Here is a 17,554-nt window from a genome sequence, read left to right on the forward strand (position 1 = left end):
GTTCGTAGGGTATCGCCTGCTTTGAAAATCGGGGTGAGCTGCCAACTGTTACAGGCCGTAGCTGATCGGCGATGAACAGGTGGAAACCAGGAGGCAGCATGCGTGCAGGACGTCTGACCGTGACCGTCGCGGCCATTCTCGTGGTCATCGGCGGGACAACGGCTTACGTCGTCACCGCGGCCACCGACGCCAAGCAGTCGGGTGGTACCGAACAGGTGACCCAGGCCAAGGTCGGTGATCTTCTCTTCGTCGATCTCGCCGGCGGCCAGAACCGTGTCGAGAAGCTCGCCGACGGCGGCGCCCGCACCCAGACGGAACTCGCCTGCCAGCGGTTTTACGCCGCCGCGGGTACCAGCGTGTGCCTCAAGCTCTCCGGTCCCGGCCCGACCTACGCGGCCGAGGTGAGCCGCGACGGCAAGCCGATCAAGACCGTTCCGCTGCCGGGCATCCCGAGCCGCGCGAAGGTCTCGCAGTCCGGGAACGTGGTGTCCTGGACGAGTTTCGTCACCGGCGACTCGTACTCGGTTCCCGGCGGCTTCTCCACCCGCACGGGCTACTTCGACGTGCGCACCGGCGAGACCGTCGAGTCGCTCGAACACTTCGCCGCCACTGTGGAGGGTGCTCCGCTCACCGCGAGTGACGTCAACTACTGGGGTCTGACGGTGGGGTCGAACGACCTGACCTTCTACGCGACGCTCGCCAGCGGCGGCTACACGTGGCTGGTGAAGGGCGATCTGGTGAGCAAGTCCGTGACGTCGTTGCGCCGTGACGCGGAATGCCCGTCGCTGTCGCCGGACGGCACGAAGGTCGCGTACAAGAAGCGCATCGGCCGCCTCGGGCCGTGGGACCTCGCGGTGCTCGACCTCGCGACGAACACCGAGAAGCGGCTGCCCGGCACGGCCGGCATCGACGACCAGGCGACGTGGCTCACCGGCACGGAACTCGCGTTCGCCGCGGTGCCCAAGGACGCCAAGCTGCCCGCGGTTCACGTGGTGCCCGCCGACGGATCGCAGGACGCCAGGGTGCTCATCCAGGACGCCACGTCGCCGTCTCCCGTCACGTAGCGAGTTCGCGGCGGAGCACCTTTTCCAGCTCATGTCCTGCCGCATCCCAAGAACGTCCCTCCACACTGGACGCGGCCGCACGGGCGACCGCGTCGAAGTCCGGCGATGTGACCACTTCGGACAAAGCACGCGCCAGTGAGTGCGGGGTGGGTGTCGCGTACCGGACGTGGTCGTTGTCCAGGACTACGCGGTTGAAGTGCGCGTCGTTCACCACGGGGATGCATCCGGCCGCGAGCATCTCGTGCGGCACGAGGGACACGTTGGTCATCGACAGCGACAACCCGGCGAAGCAACGGTTGTAGATGGCGTTGAGGTCGTCGGGCGTGACCAGGCCGTGGTCGTGGAACTGCGGCCCGAGCTGCCCGATCTTCTCGCCGTACACGTGGATCTTGATGTCCGGGTGCTTCTCGGCGAACACCTCCAGCGCGAGCACGCCGAGTTCGAACGCCCTGCGCGGTGCCTTGCGGCGAGCGTAGAAGACGATGCCGTCGCGCTTCTCGTCGCCGAGCTTGTACCTGTCGGCGTCGCAGCCGAAGTCGAAGTGGTCGGCCGGCATGCCGTGCTCGTCGAGGAGCTTGTCGGCGAGGAACCTTCCGGCCGTGAAGCCGTGCATGCCCATCCGGTAGGTGTTCTCCGCCAGCGCGTAGAGGCCGCCGGACGGGTAGAACCACGGTTCGTAGTCCTGCACGAGGTAGAACCTCTTGCCCGCGCAGGGATCGTTGAACGCCGGGTACGCGGTGATCCACGCCGTCGAGAAGACCGCGTGCGCGTCAGCCATGCCGTCCGTCACGTCGTGGATCGAGCCCCGGAAGAACGGGAACGCCGCCCTGACACCGGGTTCGAGGTCGGCGACGGTGTTGCCGAACGTGTCGTACAGGTAGAGCCGGCACTCGTGCCCGAGCGACTCCAGGTGCCGGATGAGCCGGAACATGGTGGTGTGGCCGCCGGAGCCCCTGGACGGGGGAGTGGTGACCCAGTTGATCGTGAGCTTGTCGTCGTGGGGGATCGGCGGGATCACCACGGGCTTGCGCTGCTCGACGTCGGCCCTGCGGACGTCGTCGAGACGTACCGGCAGTTCTTCGCCCTCGGCACCGAGCCTGCGGGTCGCGGCGGTGAGCAGTCGGACGCCGAGCTGCTTCGCGCCCTGCTCGCGGACGATCTTCGTGACCTGCCTCAGTCGCCTCACGCGTCGGCCCTCTTCTTCAGCACCGCAAGGATCTCGTGTCTCATCGGGAACACCACGAGCAGGTAGGCGAGGCACGACAGCGCGCCGCCGACGAGGATCTGCAGCAGCTCACTGTCGATCATGTTCCGGACCACGAGCACGACCGCGACCATCAGCACACCGCCGAGGAACGGCCGCAGCAGCCTGGTCCCGAGCGCGCCGGCCCGGATGCCGTAGGGCTTGAACGTGACGAGGTACGCGGGCGTGATGATCAGGACGGCGACGATCACGTGGGCCGCCGCGACGCCCCGGATGCCGTCGAGGTGCGCGCCCAGCGCCAGCAACGGCACCAGCGCGCCCAGCCAGACGACGTGGATCACGAGGATCGCGCGCGAGCGGCCGGCCGAGGCGAGGAAGTCGTAGCCGAGTTCGAGGGCGACCCTGACCGCGCCGAGCAGCACCAGCAACGCGAGCGCCGTCGCGGCGGGCGACCAGCGCTCCCCGTAGACGACCCGGATGAGCGGTTCGGCCAGGGCGGCCAGCAGCACGCACGCGGGCACCGTGACGAGCGCCAGCAGGCCGAGAGCACGGCCGAACGCCTTCTGGAACAGCTCGGGATCCTCGCGGACCTTGGAGAAGGCGGCCAGCGACACGCTTCTGACCGGGGCGCTGAACGCCGCCACCGGCCAGCTCGCGAGGTTGAACGCCAGCAGGTAGAAGCCGAGCTGGACGGTGCCGAGCATCGCGCCGGCGACGATGTAGTCGACGTTCATCACGCCGAAGATCAGCAGGCTCGATCCGGCCAGCGGCAGGCCGAACGCGAGCAGTTCCCTGGCCTGGAACGGATTCCAGCCAGGCCGGAACCGCTCCTTGGTGAGCCAGAACATGATGATCGCGGCGGAGACGTTCTGCGCGATCCGCTGCCACGCGAGGCTCCACGCGCCGAAGCCCATGAGTGCCAGCACGACCGCGACGGCCGTGCCCGCCACGAACGCGGCGGTGTCGGCGTAGAACTTGTGGTCCTGCCGGAAGTTGCGCTGCATCATCGCGCCGGGCACCGCGGTCGCGCCCGCGACGATCAGGGCGATCGACATGAGCTGGATGACCCCGGCGGCCTCCGGCGCGTCCATGGCGTTGGAGAACCACGGCGCGCCGACCGCGCAGATCAACGCCAGCAGCGTGCCGGACGCGAGCGACAGGGTCGTGACGGTCGGCGCCATCTCGTCGATGGGGCCGTTGTGACGGACCAGGGCGGCGCTGACGCCGAGTTCGGACACGCTCAGCACGATGTTGAGCACGACCAGGGCGACCGCGAAGACACCGAACTGCTCGGGCGCGATCAGGCGCGCGAGCAGGACGCTGATGCCGACCGCGGCGAGTCGTTGCAGCAGTGAGTTGACGGCGCTCCAGCGGATCGCCGAGGAGACCTCGCCTTCGAGCCGGCCGGTGTCCGTGCTCACCACTCGCCCCGCCACTTCCAGCGCTGCGTGCCGATCCACAGCTTCGCGCGCTTGACGGCGTGGGGTGCGAGGAACAACTGGGTGCGGCTCAGGAAACGCGGGCTGAACTTCTTGCGCCGCTGAAGTGCCTTGTACTCCGGCAGTTCTTCGAGCCGCGGGTAGGTCTCGCGGGCGAAGTCGAGGAGTTCCTGCTCGGTGCCGTCGAGCTGGTCGCGGTCGTGCAGCCGGACCGCGCGCCACAGGGCGTCGCTCGCGATCGCCTTGTGCGCCAGCGTCTTCAGCCGCGCGGGCAGGCTCGGGTTCTGCTCCAGCACCAGGTCGAACACGTCACGGCGCTGCTCCAGGTCGGCGAACACCGACTTGAACGTCGTGCGCATCATGGAGTTCTCGTGCACCCGGTAGTACGCGCCGGGCTTGCCGCTGACGTACCCGATGTCGGACACCGCGGCGATGCGCAGCCACATCTCCAGATCACCCGCGTGGGGGAGGTCCGAGCGGTAGCCGCCGACCTTCTGCTGGATCTTGGTGCGCACCACGACCTCCGGCGAGGAGATCACGTTGCGGCTGCTGCGGAAGCGGTTCTCGATCCAGTCCTCGCCGCGCCAGACCTTCGAGCTGGTCGGAAGCTGAGTGACCCTCGGCAACGCGTCGTGGTCGCTGTAGTAGACGACGCGGCCGTAGACCATGCCCACTTCGGGGTTCTGCTCGAAGACCTCGGCGGCGCGCTGGAGTGCTCCCGGCGCCAGCAGGTCGTCCGCGGACAGCAGCACGGTGTAGTCGGCGCTCGCCCAGTCCAGCAGGCCCTCGTTGTAGGTGGCGATGTGTCCCTTGTTCACCTCGTGCCGGTAGCCCTCGACGCGCTTGTCGGCGGCCATCAGCTCGGCCATCACCTCGGGGGTGTTGTCCGATGACGTGTCGTCGATCACAAGCACCCGCACGTCCACGCCTGGCTGATCCAGGACGCTGCGGACGCAGGCCGGTAGGAAGTGGGCGTAGTTGTAACAGGGGATCACGACGTCCACTGTGGGAAGCGTTGGCACAACCTCACTATCGGTGTGGATGCGCATTCGTTAGCCCCGCAACGTTTTGGGCCCATCAGGCGATGTAGGGATGACCGGAGTAAGGGGAGTCATGGCCGACCACGTCATCCTGACGCGCTTCAACCTGCCTTCAAAGGGTGCCGAAAGTTACGTCCGGGCAAAGGAAGGGTGGCTGACCGAACGCGTTGCGCTGTTCGAGCGCTACTGCCTGCCATCGGTGCTCGCGCAGACGGACGAACGGACGCGTTGGCTCATCTATTTCGACCCCGAATCACCGCAATGGCTCAAGGACAAAATCGCCTCACACGGTGACGCGTACACGCCCGTTTACCGTTCGGAAGTGTCGCGGGAAGAACTGAGATCGGACATCCGGTCGCTTTACGGCCAGGTCGGCTCCGAGCTCATCACCACGAACCTCGACAACGACGACGGTCTCGCCGTCGACTTCGTGGAACGCCTCTGCGCCGCTCCCCGCCCCACCACGACCGCCGCGTACTACCTGGTCAACGGCCTGATCAAGTCGCCGGGCGGCCTGTACCACCGGGTCGACCGGCACAACGCGTTCGTCTCGGTGCGGGAGTCCTGGGACGAGCCGGTCACGTGCTGGGCGCACTGGCACAACCACATGCACCTGCACTTCCCCGTCGTGGAGCTGGAGGGGGCGCCGGGCTGGCTGCAGGTCGTGCACGGCGGCAACGTGTCGAACCGCACACGCGGCCGGCTGGTCTCGCCCGAGCCGTACAAGGCGTCGTTCGGGGACTCGCTGGACGACGTGGCCGCGCCGGGCTCGCTCGCCGTGGCGCAGGACCGGCTGGTGGATCAGCCGGTGCGGTTCATGCGCGACTCCGGGCGCGTGGCCGCGAAGAACGCGGCCATGAAGGTCCTCGGCAAGGGTGGCTTCGAGAAGATCAAGCAGAAGCTGGCTGCTCGCGGTTGATTCCGTAAGCCGCGATGAGCGTCACGGTGAGTGCTGCCAGCGCCACCGTGATGCTTGTCCCGAAGCTGGAGAACTGCAGCAGCAGTCCGAACGCGACGGACGAAACGAGACGGCCCAGCGCCTGTCCGGTCTGCACGACGCTCAGACCCGAAGCGCGCAACGACTCCGGCGCCGACTCGCTCACCTTGGCCGACAGCACGCCGTCCGTGGCCGCGTAGAACAGGCCGTGCAGCAGCAGAGCCGCGATCGCGACCCCCGTGCCGCCCTCGGGGATGAACAGCAGCGCGTACACGCCGAGCAGCAGTCCGTGGCCGGTGAGGAACATCCGCCAGCGCCCGATCCTGTCCGACAGCTTGCCTAGCGGTGCGGCGGCGGCCAGGAACACGACGGCCGTGCCGAGCGGCAGCAGCGGCAGGTAGCCGAGCGAGATGTTCGTGGCCTTCTGCACCAGGACGTAGACGAACGCGTCCGACACCGTCGCGAGGCCCAGCATCCCGGCGGAAATGGTCGTCCGGCGGAAGTGCTTGTCGGTGAGCAGGTTGAGCCCGGCCCGGAACGACGGTCGTGGTCCCTTGGGCTTCTCGGTGGCCGGCTTCTCCCGCACGAACGAGACGAGCACGATCAGGCCGATGACCGCGAACGCCGCGGACACCGCGAAGATCGGCCCCGGCACCATTCCGATCTGCGTGAGCAGCAGGAACGTGATGAGCGGACCCAGAAGCGCGCCGAACGTGTCCATGCTCCGGTGCACGCCGAACGCCGCGCCGAGCCGATCCTCCGGCGTGGCCAGGGAGATCATCGCGTCGCGCGGCGCGGTCCGGATGCCCTTGCCCGCCCGGTCCGCCGCCATCAGCGCGCCGATGCCGAACGGGGACGCGCCGACCAGCGGGAAGAACACCTTGGTGAGCGCCGAGAGTCCGTAGCCCGCGGCCGCGACGGCCTTGGGCCTGCGGAACTTGTCCGAGACGCTGCCGCCGACGAGCCGCAGCAGGGCCGTGGCACCGGTGTAGATGCCGTCCAGCAGGCCGAACTGCGCGTAGCCCAGGTGCAGCGTGAAGAGCAGGTACACCGGCAGGAACGCGGTGATCATCTCGGCGGAGACGTCGGTCAGCAGGCTGACCGTGCCGAGCGCGAACACCGTGCCCGGCAACCGCTTGCGGAAGTCCGTCTTGGACGGACGGGAGGAGGCGACGTACATGGGGTCACCCACCTGCCCCGGAAACGAAATCCCTGTTCATGGACCGTCCTACCAGCTGAGCGTTTGGTGCCACACCTCGAGGGACAGCAGCGTCCAGATGCGCGGCTGCTCGTTGCGGTCACCGGAATCGTGGTCGTCGAGCAGTGAGCGCACGGCGGCTCGGTCGAAGGTCTTGCCCACGAAGGACGTGGGCCCGGTCAGAAGGTCGTAGGCCATGTCCCGCAGGCCGTCGCGGAACCAGGCGTCGAGCGGCACCTTGAAGCCCGACTTCGGCCGGTCGACGATGTCGGCCGGCAGGTGCTGGCGCGCCACCTCCTTCACGACCCACTTGGTCGTGCCGCCGCGCACCTTCACGTTGCTGGGCAGCGAGAACGCCAGCTCGGCGACGCGGTGGTCGAGGAACGGCGGGCGCAGTTCCAGCGAGGCGGCCATCGACATGCGGTCGCCGCGTTCGAGGAGGTTGTCCGCGAGCCAGGTGTGCGAGTCGGCGTACAGCATGCGCCGCAACGCGTCCCCGCGCCCGTTCTCGTAGGGGGCGAGCACGGACCGGGTGGCGGGACCGCCCAGCAACGCTGCCCGTTCGGACACCGTGAAGGGCGCGAACCAGCCGCGCATGCGTTCGGCGTAGGAGGGCTCGGCGATGGCGCGCAGGGCGATGCCCAGCCGTGCCTTGGAGGCCGGCAAAACCTTCTCCAGGCGCTTCAACGCGAACGACGGCGCGGCCGCGGCCAGGCGGGTCGCCGTGGCGAAGCGGTACTTCGGGTAGCCGCCGAACAGCTCGTCGCTGCCCTCTCCGGACAGCACGACCTTCACGTCCCTGCGGGCCAGTTCGGCCAGGCGGAACACGGCCACGTCGGCCGGTTCGGACAGCGGCGCGTCGCGGTGCCAGGAGAGCTTGGCCCAGCTGTCGCGGAAGTCGTCGGCCGTGACGATCACGTTGTGGTGGCGGCTGCCGACGAGCTTGGCGACCTTCTCGGCGTGGTGGATCTCGTCCACGCGCGGGTCACCGAAGCCCGCGGAGAACGTGTGCAGCTCCGCGTCACCCCGTTCCCGCGCCACCAGAGCCGTGATGAGCGAGGAATCCACGCCGCCGGACAGGTAGGCGCCGACAGGCACGTCCGCGACCAGAGCGTCGCGCACGGACGCCGTCAGCGCCTCGTCCACGAGCCGCACGGCCTCCTCGGGGGTGACCTGCCTGATCTCCGACTCGCGCGGCAGCTCCCAGTACGCCTCGGTCCGCACCTCGCCGTTCGCGGTGACCACCAGGTGGTGGCCCTGCGGCACCTTGTGGACGCCTTTGACGAGCGTGTGGGGCGCGGGGACGGACCGGTGGGCCAGGTAGTCGTGCAGCGACTCGTGGTCGACCTCGGCCGCGCCGATCGCCGGCAGCAGCGCCTTGATCTCGGACGCGAACGCGAACATCTTCGAGTCCGCGTAGTAGTACAGCGGCAGGATGCCGAGCCGGTCGCGGAACAGGTGCGTGTCGCCGGTGCGGGCGTCGTGGATCGCGTAGGCGAACTGGCCGCGCAGCTGGGCCACGGCTGATGGCCCGTGCTGTTCGTACAGCGCCAGCAGGACCTCGGTGTCGCCGTTCGTGCGGAACGGGTAGCTGAGGGTCTCGCGCAGCTGCCGGTAGTTCAGGATCTCGCCGTTGAACGCGATCTGCGTGGTGCCGGAAGCGCCCGCCATCGGCTGCGGCGACCCGGCCAGGTCGATGATCGACAGCCGGGTGTGCGCGAAGCCGATCGAGCCGTCCGAGAAGAACCCGCTGTCGTCGGGGCCGCGGTGGTGCAGCCGCTTCGCCATCTCGGCGAGCAGCTCACGGGAGACGGGAGCGCCGTCGAACCGTCTGATGCCTGCGATACCGCACATGGTCAGCGGCCCTCCGCGATCTGCATGAGCTCACGGGCACGGGAGTCCCAGGAGGCGGTGAGCACGGCCGCACGGCGTTCGGCGGGGGTCTTCAGGCCGCCGTCCTTGAGCGTGAGCCGGATCTGGTCGATGAAGTCGGCCTCGCCCTGGGCGATCCGGATGACGTCGCCGTACCGCTCGACCTCGGGGAAGTCCGTCGACACGACGGCCAGGCCCAGGGCCAGGTACTCCTTCATCTTGATCGGGTTCGCGTGCTTGATCCAGTCGTTGTCCAGCCACGGCATCAGCGCCACGTCGAACCCCGAGCCGTAGCCGGGGATCTGGTCGTACGAACGGAAGTCCAGCCAATGAACGTTGGGGTACTTGTCGTAGCGCTCCATCGAGCAGGTCGCGTCACCGATCAGCACGACCGACGCCTCGGGGAACTCCTGCGCGACCTTCTCGATCAGGTCGAAGTCGACGAGGTAGTCGTCGAGGCTGCCGAAGAACCCGATGCGCGGGCCGGGAACGCTCGCGATGTCCGCGGGCAGTTCGGTGCGGCGGGTGAAGTGGTCGACGTCCACGCCGTGGTCGAGGAAGTGCGCCCGGTCGCCGGTCAGCGCGGATTCCTCCTCCTGGAGGGCTCGCGACACGTAGAGCACGGAGTCCGAATTGGACAGCAGCTGGTTCTCGAGCCCGGCGATGGTGCCCTGGTCGGCCTCGGGGAACGCCGAGTGGCGGTCCGAGCGGTTGAACACCAGGCCCTTGGTCTTCATGGGCTTCACGACGTCCCACGCGGTCGGGATCGTGGCGACCACGACGGGCGTGCCCATCCTGAGGAAGAAGCACACAGCCTTGACCTGCGTGCGGACGAGGACCGAGTTCAGCTTGCGCAGCCACGGCTTGCCGTAGAACGGCAGGGGAGCGGGCGTCATCACGTAGAAGTTCGGCGTCTCGGGGATCGGCTGACGCACCAGCATCGCGACGCTCTTGGCCTTGCGGAAGATCCGGCGCAGGAACTGCGTGCTCTTGCCGGGCGACGGCATCCGCAGGCCGATGCTGTTGACCAGCAACACCTTGCGGTGCTTGGCGACGCGGCGCAGCAGCTGGAAGTCCGAGTGGGCGCGGTTGTGGTACCACCAGTCCTGTGCCGAGAAGCACAGGTAGCTCGGGCCCTCGGAGGCCACTTCCTCCGGCCAGCGGCGCATGCGGAAAAGCCCCTTCAACGCGGTGCGGTGCTTCGGCGAACGCGCGCGAAGCCCTTCGTTCACGACCATGGCGAGCCACATGAACAGTGCCGCGAACCGGCCGTGCAGTTCGCGGTGCAGCCGGACCTTGTTCTGGGTGAGCATCGACCAGAGCCGGGCGTTCGTGGAGACCTCGCCACCGATGTGCGTGGCCGTCGCGCGCGGCTCGAACCAGACGCCGCCGGCGCGCAGCATGTAGTCGGTTTCCTCCGAATAGAGGAAGTAGCGTTCGTCCAAAAGGCCGTGTCGCTCGATGACTTCCCGCTTGATCAGCCACGCGCAGCCCGTCGCCCAGTCGGCGGCGTGCGCGCCCTGGTACGCCACGGTGTTGGTGACCGTCTCGCCCAGGCCGATCCGCCCGGCGCGGCCGCCACCGATGAGGGCTTCCGCGAACGCTCCGGCGGCGCGCGGCTTGCGGCGCAGCGAGTGGGAAAGCTCACCGGAATCGTCCACCAGGCGCGGCACGACGATCGGTCGGTCGGCGGCGCGGAGTGTCTCCACGGCTCCGGGGTGCAACCGGATGTCGGCGTTCAGGACGAGAACGTCGTAACCCTCGGCGGCTTTGATGCCCGCATTCACACCGGCCGCGAATCCCGCATTAACCGGGTTTCGCACGATTTGCACGCCTGGCCGAGTGGCGGAGGCCACAGTGCCGTCGGTGGAAGCGTTGTCGACGACGATCACTTTCACACCGTCGGGCAACGAGTTCAGGCATCCCTCGATGACCTGTTCGCTCTGGTACGTGACGATGACCACCGCGACAGGTGACCGCTCCACAACCGCTCCTCGCTTTGGGGCCTCTGCGCGCTACATCGAGTGTTTTGCAACCTCCGTTACGAGATTCGCCCCATGTGTAACCGTTTTGCCCTCCAAAACGAGAACCAGAGCGTGACGTCATCGCCTCACGTGTTGATCATCGTGCAGAACCTCCCCGTGCCGCTGGACCGGCGGGTGTGGCTGGAATGCCGCGCCCTGACCGCCGCCGGGTACGAGGTTTCGGTGATCTGCCCCAAGGGTCCGGGTGACCCCGCCTACCAACTTCTCGACGGAGTGCACCTGTACAAGTACGCTCCGCCGCCCCAGGCCGAAGGCGCGCTGGGTTACGCGTGGGAGTTCCTGTACTGCTGGGTGCGCACGGCGTTGCTGAGCGTGAAGGTGCGTGCCCGCAGGCGGTTCGACGTCATGCAGGCGTGCAACCCGCCGGACACGTACTGGGCGCTCGCGCTGTTGTGGCGGCTCGGTGGCGTGAAGTTCGTCTTCGACCACCACGACCTCAACCCCGAGGTGTTCCTGTCTCGTTTCGGTGAGCCCAAGGGGTTCGCGGGCAAGTTGCAGTACCGGATCCTGAAGTGGCTGGAGCGCCGGACGTTCCGCACGGCCAACCGGGTGACGTCGACCAACACCTCGTACCAGAAGATCGCGTGGACGCGGGGCGACGTGCCGCCCGAGCACACCACCGTCGTGCGCTCCGGCCCGGACACCACCGTGATGCGGCCTGTCGAGGGCGTGGACGAACTCCGACGCGGCGGCAAACACTTGGTTGCCTATCTCGGAATCATGGGACCGCAGGACGGCGTCGACGGTGTCCTGGAAGTCGCACGGAGAGTTGTTTTCGACCGCGGGCGCACCGACGTCCGCTTCGCGCTGCTGGGCTTCGGCGACTGCCTCGAAGACCTGAAGAAGCAGGCCACGGCCTGGGGACTCGATCCGTACGTGGAGTTCACCGGACGGGTTGGGCCCGAACAGATCACCCGTTACCTGTCGACCTCGTCGGTCGGACTGGGCCCGGATCCGTTGTCGCCTTTGAACGACGTGTCCACTATGAACAAGACCATGGAGTACATGGCCTACGCGCTGCCGGTCGTCACGTACCGGTTGCAGGAGACCGTGGTGTCCGCCGGCGAGTGCGCCGTGCTGGTCGAACCGGGTGACGTCGAGGCGTTCACGACGTCGCTGCTCGACCTGCTCGACGACGCGGAACGCCGTGCGCGCCTCGGCTTCGAGGGCCGTCGCCGCTGTGAGGCCGTGCTCGACTGGCGCCCGCAGGCCGAGAACTACGTGGCCGTGTTCGACGGGCTCACCGGCTTCGCCTCGCGCGGCCCGTTCCCCGACGGCAGGCCCGAGCTCGGTGCCGGCACCGACCAGTGGGGCAACAAGATGATCGACGTGAGCGACGACGCCGTGCTCCGCGCGTTCGCCGTGACCCGAACGGGAGAATGATGTTCGTCAGAAGGATCGCTGTCGTCGGCACCGGCTACGTCGGTCTGACCACGGGTGCCTGTCTCGCCTCGCTGGGTCACCGCGTGGTGTGCGCGGACGTCGACGCTTCGAAGGTCGAACGGCTTTCGCGCGGTGAGGTCGACATCCTCGAACCGCGCCTCGCCGAGTTGGTCGCCGAGGGTCTGGCCTCCGGTCGCCTCACGTTCGTGCTGGGTGCTTCGGCCGCGGTGGCCGACGCCGAGGTCGTGTTCCTGTGCGTGCCGACGCCGATGGGTGTCGGCGGCATCGCGGACCTCGCGGCCGTCGAGTCCGTTGTGGACGAGACGCGCGACCTGCTGCCGTCCGGCACGGTGATCGTCAACAAGTCCACGGTGCCGGTCGGAACCTCGATCCGCACCGCCGAGCTGCTGCGCCGCGACGACGTCGCCGTCGTCTCGAACCCCGAGTTCCTGCGCGAGGGCTCGGCCGTGCACGACTTCCTGAACCCGGACCGCATCGTCGTCGGCTGCGACCAGCAGGACGCGGCTGAGCGCGTGGCCGCCCTGTACGCACGCCTCGGCGCGCCGACGGTGCTGACCGACGCGGCCTCGGCCGAGATGGTCAAGTACGCGGCGAACTGCTTCCTGGCGATGAAGCTCTCGTACGTCAACGCGGTCGCGGAGCTGTGCGAGCGGCTCGGCGCGAACATCACCGACGTCACCGAGGGCATGGGCTACGACAAGCGCATCGGTCAGGCGTTCCTCAACCCCGGCCCCGGCTGGGGCGGCTCGTGCCTGCCCAAGGACACGCACGCGATGCTCCAGGTCGCGGACGCAGCCGACTTCGAGTTCCGCCTGCTGCGCGCCACGATCGACACCAACGAGCGCCAGCGCCAGCGGATGGTCGAGAAGGTCCGCCTCGCGGTCACCGGCAAGCGCGGCGGCTCGCTGTCGCACGTGCGGCTGGGACTGCTGGGCCTGACGTTCAAGGCCGGCACGGACGACCTGCGCGACTCCCCGGCTCTCGCGGTGGCGGCGTTGCTGAAGCAGGCGGGCGCCGAGCTCGTCGGTTACGACCCGGCGTTGAGCGGCGGCACGGACCTCGGCCCGGTGTCCGTTGTGGACGATCCGTACCTGGCGGCGAAGGACGTCGACGCCCTGGTCGTGCTGACCGAGTGGCCGGAGTTCAGGTCTTTGGACTGGGCTCGCCTGGCCGAGACCGTGCGGCAGCCGGTCGTCGTCGACACGCGGAACCTGTTGGACCCGGACGTTCTTCGTCGTGCCGGCCTGACCTGCACGTCGCTGGGGCGCCGCTAGTCCACTTGAGACTGTCCATTTAGCTCAATGGTGTGACAGGGCGAGCGGGCTTGTCGTGCCAGCGCTTTGATTCCCGGCAACACCCGGTGGGACTGGCCCGCCGGGGTTGGTCGGGGAGGTTCTCGCCGTGGCTGGACTCATGGACATGGTCAACGGAATCGTGCACCAGGCTTCTGGCCTGCTGGCTCAGGCGAGCGACCTCGCGAGCAGCCTGCTGTCCGCACTCCCGCTCTAGTCTCGAAGGGGCGTTCGTCTTCACGGCGAACGCCCCTCGGCATTTCACCAGCGCGGCAGATCCGGCCCGTGGTGCGTGATGCCGGCGAACAGATCTGTCTCGGGCAACGGTGCCCCGGTCGTGTCGATCGCGCGGATGTACGACTCGGCCGCGAACCGTTGCTGCGCCGTCAGCTTCCCGATGAGCGACTGGCTCTCGTAGCAGTACAACGCCTTGCGCTTCACGTCGGCGACGCCGGACGTGTCCACCGTGGTCGTGGCGAGGCTGTCGTGCGCTTCCAGGTACAGCTTCGCCGGGATCCCGGTCTCCTTGACCGCGTGCTGCGCGACCCGCGCGGCGTGGACGTGATCGCGGTGCTGATGTGGATTGTGGTGGTCGTGCGTCACGACCACCTGTGGCCGGAAGTGCTCGATCAGCGCGGCCACCCGCCCCGCCGCCGTCTCGACCGGGATCGAGCAGAACGCGCCGGGCGGCACCTCACCGGTCTCGCCGGAGTCGTGATACCCCAACAGTTCCAGGTCTGTGATGCCGAGCACATCACACGCGGCGTTGAGCTGCGCCCGTCTGCGCGCCGCCACGGCCTGCGGGTGGTGGTTCAGCTCGCCGGGCTTGATGCCGCCGGGCATGTCACCCAGCTCGCCACTGGTACAGGTGACGAGGACGATCCGGACACCCTGACGGGCGTAGTGGGCCAGGATTCCTCCGGTCGACCGCGACTCGTCGTCGGGGTGAGCGTGGACGGCCAGCAAGGTTCTCGGTCCATCGAACTGCACGCGGGGAAGTTACCCCGAAACTATTGTCTTGCCGGTGACCGACTTGCCGTCCGGCCTGAAGCCGCACGAACTCGCACAGCACCTGCTCGGGCAGATCGAACGCGGGCACGCGTACGCCCGTTCCCGCAAGCAGCGGTTCAGGTGGAAGTCCGTAACTGTCCGACTGACCACTTTGGTGCTTTCGGCGGTGTCGACGATCATCCTCGGCCTGCAGAACCTGGACCCCTGGACGGGAACGGCGTTCTCGCTGGTCGCGGTGGTGACCGTGGTGTCCGCTTTGGAGCCGTTCTTCGCGTGGCGCTCGCTCTGGGTGCTGATGGAGGAGGCCAGCTACAAGTTCCACCGGCTGGAGGACGATCTCGCCTACTACGTGGCGTCCACTCCGGCCGCCGACGTGGACCCCGAGCGGGTGCGGGAGATGTTCGAGCGCTACCAGGAGATCTGGGACTCGCTCAGCGGGCGCTGGCTGAAGTTCCGCGACAACGGCTGAGCCGGAGACGCGACCGGTAGTGTCGATCTCCGCTGTCCGAGGATCAGGGGGTTTCTCATGTCGGACGCTTGGGGTTGGCTGATCCCCGTCACCGCTCTCGTGGGGATCGTGCTCGTCGGGTTCATCATCATGAAGCTGCAGAAGTCCTTGTTCCGCGCGCTGGGCGCTTCCGCGCCGGCGGCGGAGCCCGGTGCCGCGCCGTTCTCCGGATTCCAGCAGTCGCCGCAGGAGAGCCGGGAGGACTTCGTGCGAAGGCATTGGCAGCGCCCCGGCGTGGTGGCCGACGGCGTGACCCTGGTCGATCTCTACGACCGCATCCGGGCCCTCGAGGAACGCCTCGCCGAGGTCGAGCGCCGTTCCGGTGCACCGTCCGACTGAGCCCGCGCACCGCCTTCGCCGCCGGCGGGGGCCTCGGCGGCGAAGGCGGTCAGGGGACTACGGGGTGCCCGCGGGCTTGCCCTTGGCGTCCGGCGCGTTGGCGTCGTGCAGGTAGTTGTCCTGCCACACCGCCCACTTGTACGAGGCGCCCTTCTGGCTCACGTAGGCCGCGCCCCACCCGGTGCCGCTGAAGCGGTTGTTGATGGACTTCATGTTGCGGCCGTAGAGGTTGTCGAAGCCCGACTCCAGGCCGAGCTGGTAGCCGCCGCCCTCCAGCAGGTTGCCCTCGACGGTGACGTTGTCGATGTCGCCGCCGTAGGTCTGGATGAACAGGGCGCCGGTGTCGTTGCCGGTCGAGCAGTCGATGCGGTTGTTGCGGAACGTCAGGGTGCGGCCCGCGTTCTTGTCGAGCGGGAAGTCGCGGACGGTGGCGCCGTCGTTGTGGGACTCGCCGTCCGAGCGCAGGCCGCGGACGTAGTTGCCCTCGGCGAGGCCGCTCAGGGAGCTGCCGGTGTTGTAGAAGCAGATGCCGGAGCCCATGCCGCTGATGTAGTTGCGCTGCAGGGTGCCGACACCGAGGAACGCGCAGGAGCCCGCGATGGTCTTGGCCGACAGGGCGGAGCCGTCGATGTTCGAGTCGCGGATCGTCACGGGGGCGCCGGTGACCTGGCAGGAGTTGCTGCCGCACGGGCCGTTCGTGGTGATCAGCGGGGCGGTCTCACCGAGGTTCTTCGGGCGGATGCAGGACTTCTCGATGGTGATGTTGCCCGCGAACAGCGTCAGGGCCTGTTCGACGCGCTTGCCGGAGATCACGGTGCCCGCGGCGGGGGCGCCGGGACCGGTGTAGAGCGGCAGCGAGTCGCAGTTCAGGCCGTGGGCGGCGAGGCCCGTGTTGGCCTGGGTGAGCTTCCAGCCAGGGGAGCCGGCGGGGGCGGGGGAGTTCGCCGGGGGCTTCACGGGGCCGTTGGTGGCGGACTTGGTCGTCGTCGAGCTGGGGGCCGCCGAACTGCTGCTCGGGGCCTCCGAGGAACTGCTGGGAATGCTGGTCGAGGTGGCACTGGAGCTTTCCGCCACGGGTGTCGGCTGGGCCGCCTTGGTCGGGGAACAGGCGGCCAGCACGATGACACCACCGGTCAGCAGCAGGGCCAATCTGGGTCTCACGGCTGGTTCTACCTCCACGCGCGCTCACGACGGGGGACCGTGAACTCGCTGATTGTGTCGTCGGCCGTTGCGGAATGTGTACAAAACTCGTGCGACGAAGTTTCGTACGGGGCCGTTGAACGATCAGCACACTGCACGGCAGAACCGGAGGAGTCAAGCGGATCTCCTTGCGCCGCAACATCATCTTCCGCCCGGTGGGGAATGCTCCATCCGTGTGAGCAGGTAGATCACGGTTTTATCACCGAGCCATATGATTCTTTGATGTGTGAGATCAGCGACCTGTGAATGTCGCGCGACCGGGACCGTCCGTGAGGAAGCTGTGCACAGCGCGTGGCAGGTCCTCGGTCTCGAACAACGCCGACGCGATCGTCGTGACGTGAGCGTCGGCCTCCGGGACGCCCCCGTTCTCGAAATGCGCGAGCACCTGTTTGGTCGCAAAGTGTGCCTGCGTCGGACCGGTCGCGAGACTCAGCGCGAACTGCTCCGCGGCCAAAGCGAAACCTTCGTCGGGGAACACCCGGTTAACGACATTCCACCGTTCCAGCGTGGCGGCGTCGTAAAGGTCGCCGGTCATCACGAACTCCTTCGCGCGACCCACGCCCGCGCGCGCCGCCAGCCGCTGCGTGCCGCCCATCGTCGGCGTCAGGCCCACGACCTTCTCGACCAGCCCGAACCGGGCGCGCTCGGAGGCCAGGATCAGGTCGCACGCAACCGCCAGCTCGAAAGCCCAGGTCAGGCACAACGCGTGCGCGGCGAAGACGGTCGGGATCGGCAGCGCGGCGAGGCGTTGCGGCAGGACCAGCATGCGGTCGAACAGCTGCTGCGCCTCGTCGCGGTACTCCTGCGCGGCGAAAAGCGACACGTCGACACCGCCCGACACGACCTTTCCCGTGGCGTTGACCAGCAACGCCCGCGCGTCACCCAGCTCGTCCAGGGCCTCGTGGAACTCGGCGTCGAGGTCGAGGGAGTACAGGTTGAGCGGCGGCGCGTCGATCGTGATGATCGCGAGCTCGTCACGGCGGGTCAGGTGGATCTTCACA

General features: G+C 68.0%; 15 protein-coding genes. 6 read left to right on the top strand and 9 right to left on the bottom strand.

All coding sequences use genetic code 11. The annotated features are described in order from the left end of the window. Positions 1-98: 98 nt before the first annotated feature. Positions 99-1,064: a hypothetical protein gene (locus tag ACIQF0_RS04090; RefSeq protein WP_360030439.1), complete on the top strand. Its 966-nt coding sequence runs from the start codon at positions 99-101 to the stop codon at positions 1,062-1,064. Here ACIQF0_RS04090 and ACIQF0_RS04095 read toward each other — a convergent pair. Genes ACIQF0_RS04095 through ACIQF0_RS04105 form a run of 3 tightly spaced genes read right to left on the bottom strand, consistent with a single transcriptional unit; the run spans position 1,057 to position 4,711 of the window. Next, positions 1,057-2,250, bottom strand: a complete 1,194-nt coding sequence (locus tag ACIQF0_RS04095) for a glycosyltransferase family 1 protein (protein WP_401024222.1) — start codon at positions 2,248-2,250, stop codon at positions 1,057-1,059. The genes ACIQF0_RS04090 and ACIQF0_RS04095 overlap by 8 nt on opposite strands. Beyond that, positions 2,247-3,689 carry a lipopolysaccharide biosynthesis protein gene (locus ACIQF0_RS04100; RefSeq protein WP_401024224.1) on the bottom strand — a complete coding sequence of 481 codons (1,443 nt, stop codon included), beginning with the start codon at positions 3,687-3,689 and terminating at the stop codon, positions 2,247-2,249. Before ACIQF0_RS04100 ends, ACIQF0_RS04095 begins: the two co-directional genes overlap by 4 nt. After that, positions 3,686-4,711, bottom strand: a complete 1,026-nt coding sequence (locus tag ACIQF0_RS04105) for a glycosyltransferase (RefSeq protein ID WP_401024227.1) — start codon at positions 4,709-4,711, stop codon at positions 3,686-3,688. The genes ACIQF0_RS04100 and ACIQF0_RS04105 overlap by 4 nt, the downstream gene beginning before the upstream one ends. A gap of 109 nt (positions 4,712-4,820) precedes the next feature. Between ACIQF0_RS04105 and ACIQF0_RS04110 the strand changes: the two genes are divergently transcribed. Further along, positions 4,821-5,666, top strand: coding sequence for a glycosyltransferase (locus ACIQF0_RS04110; protein ID WP_401024230.1), 846 nt, complete (start codon positions 4,821-4,823; stop codon positions 5,664-5,666). On the opposite strand, the gene ACIQF0_RS04115 is transcribed toward ACIQF0_RS04110, so the two are convergent. The 3 genes from ACIQF0_RS04115 to ACIQF0_RS04125 are packed head-to-tail and all read right to left on the bottom strand — an operon-like array spanning position 5,638 to position 10,739. Continuing rightward, positions 5,638-6,864, bottom strand: coding sequence for an MFS transporter (locus ACIQF0_RS04115; protein WP_401024232.1), 1,227 nt, complete (start codon positions 6,862-6,864; stop codon positions 5,638-5,640). The two genes, ACIQF0_RS04110 and ACIQF0_RS04115, sit on opposite strands and share 29 nt — an antisense overlap. 48 nt (positions 6,865-6,912) lie before the next feature. Further along, on the bottom strand, positions 6,913-8,736 hold the full coding sequence (gene asnB, locus ACIQF0_RS04120; protein ID WP_401024235.1) for an asparagine synthase (glutamine-hydrolyzing): 1,824 nt from the start codon (positions 8,734-8,736) through the stop codon (positions 6,913-6,915). 2 nt (positions 8,737-8,738) lie between these two features. After that, on the bottom strand, positions 8,739-10,739 hold the full coding sequence (locus ACIQF0_RS04125; RefSeq protein ID WP_401024238.1) for a glycosyltransferase: 2,001 nt from the start codon (positions 10,737-10,739) through the stop codon (positions 8,739-8,741). A gap of 111 nt (positions 10,740-10,850) precedes the next feature. On the opposite strand from ACIQF0_RS04125, the gene ACIQF0_RS04130 reads away from it, so the two are divergent. After that, positions 10,851-12,182 carry a glycosyltransferase family 4 protein gene (locus tag ACIQF0_RS04130; protein WP_401024241.1) on the top strand — a complete coding sequence of 444 codons (1,332 nt, stop codon included), beginning with the start codon at positions 10,851-10,853 and terminating at the stop codon, positions 12,180-12,182. Then, on the top strand, positions 12,182-13,477 hold the full coding sequence (locus tag ACIQF0_RS04135) for a UDP-glucose dehydrogenase family protein (protein ID WP_401024244.1): 1,296 nt from the start codon (positions 12,182-12,184) through the stop codon (positions 13,475-13,477). The genes ACIQF0_RS04130 and ACIQF0_RS04135 overlap by 1 nt, the downstream gene beginning before the upstream one ends. A 279-nt stretch (positions 13,478-13,756) precedes the next feature. Here the strand turns inward: ACIQF0_RS04135 and ACIQF0_RS04140 are convergent, their stop codons facing one another. After that, positions 13,757-14,485, bottom strand: a complete 729-nt coding sequence (locus tag ACIQF0_RS04140) for a PIG-L deacetylase family protein (RefSeq protein ID WP_401024246.1) — start codon at positions 14,483-14,485, stop codon at positions 13,757-13,759. 34 nt (positions 14,486-14,519) lie between these two features. Between ACIQF0_RS04140 and ACIQF0_RS04145 the strand changes: the two genes are divergently transcribed. Next, positions 14,520-14,975 (top strand): SLATT domain-containing protein, encoded by a 456-nt coding sequence (locus ACIQF0_RS04145; protein WP_330277501.1) that lies wholly within the window; start codon positions 14,520-14,522, stop codon positions 14,973-14,975. A gap of 57 nt (positions 14,976-15,032) precedes the next feature. Continuing rightward, the gene (locus ACIQF0_RS04150) at positions 15,033-15,353 is read left to right on the top strand and encodes a hypothetical protein (RefSeq protein WP_401024250.1); all 321 of its coding nucleotides are present in this window, start codon (positions 15,033-15,035) and stop codon (positions 15,351-15,353) included. Between the two features lie 57 nt (positions 15,354-15,410). Here the strand turns inward: ACIQF0_RS04150 and ACIQF0_RS04155 are convergent, their stop codons facing one another. Together ACIQF0_RS04155 and ACIQF0_RS04160 are read right to left on the bottom strand one after the other, a co-directional pair. Then, positions 15,411-16,514, bottom strand: coding sequence for a hypothetical protein (locus ACIQF0_RS04155; protein ID WP_401024253.1), 1,104 nt, complete (start codon positions 16,512-16,514; stop codon positions 15,411-15,413). A gap of 271 nt (positions 16,515-16,785) precedes the next feature. Further along, complete coding sequence (locus tag ACIQF0_RS04160) at positions 16,786-17,553, bottom strand: enoyl-CoA hydratase/isomerase family protein (protein WP_360030410.1); 768 nt, start codon at positions 17,551-17,553, stop codon at positions 16,786-16,788. Between the last annotated feature and the right edge of the window lies 1 nt (position 17,554).

It is taken from the genome of Lentzea sp. NPDC092896 (assembly GCF_044754905.1).
Taxonomy (GTDB): domain Bacteria; phylum Actinomycetota; class Actinomycetes; order Mycobacteriales; family Pseudonocardiaceae; genus Lentzea.

What these genes read in the sequence shown, in the direction of transcription:
- ACIQF0_RS04150 (WP_401024250.1), top strand. Translation starts at nt 15,033, where the DNA reads ATGTCGGACGCTTGGGGTTGGCTGATCCCCGTCACCGCTCTCGTGGGG.
- ACIQF0_RS04115 (WP_401024232.1), bottom strand. Translation starts at nt 6,864, where the DNA reads ATGTACGTCGCCTCCTCCCGTCCGTCCAAGACGGACTTCCGCAAGCGG.
- asnB (WP_401024235.1), bottom strand. Translation starts at nt 8,736, where the DNA reads ATGTGCGGTATCGCAGGCATCAGACGGTTCGACGGCGCTCCCGTCTCC.
- ACIQF0_RS04135 (WP_401024244.1), top strand. Translation starts at nt 12,182, where the DNA reads ATGTTCGTCAGAAGGATCGCTGTCGTCGGCACCGGCTACGTCGGTCTG.
- ACIQF0_RS04110 (WP_401024230.1), top strand. Translation starts at nt 4,821, where the DNA reads ATGGCCGACCACGTCATCCTGACGCGCTTCAACCTGCCTTCAAAGGGT.
- ACIQF0_RS04090 (WP_360030439.1), top strand. Translation starts at nt 99, where the DNA reads ATGCGTGCAGGACGTCTGACCGTGACCGTCGCGGCCATTCTCGTGGTC.